We start from the raw sequence: 251 nt of genomic DNA, 5'->3' as shown, positions 1-251 counted from the left end.
GCCGTGGACGCGGACCAGGAGGCCGTCGGCCTCCATCTGCGCGAGGTCGCGGCGCAGCGTCACCGGCGCCACCCCGAGGTCGTCGGTCAGGCGCGAGATGCGCACCATGCCGTCCCGGGCGAGCGCCTCGAGCACATGCGCGCGGCGGGCCGGGGCCAACAGGCCGGGCTGGGGATGATCGGTCATGGTCCGTCCTCGCGGGTTGTTGGTTCCTGTTCTACCGTGACCAGGCACGCGCGCCGGCCGGAGAC

At 74.1% G+C, this 251-nt stretch carries 1 protein-coding gene; it reads right to left on the bottom strand.

Going from position 1 to position 251, the window contains the following annotated elements; translation table 11 throughout:
* Nucleotides 1-186, bottom strand: a 186-nt coding sequence (locus ACWXWW_RS18205; RefSeq protein WP_455971437.1) for a DeoR family transcriptional regulator, incomplete at its 3' end; no start/stop codon positions are given.
* Nucleotides 187-251: the final 65 nt, after the last annotated feature.

Source organism: Microbacterium sp. KNMS, assembly GCF_053851835.1.
This window is presented reverse-complemented; position numbering and strand designations above follow the sequence as displayed.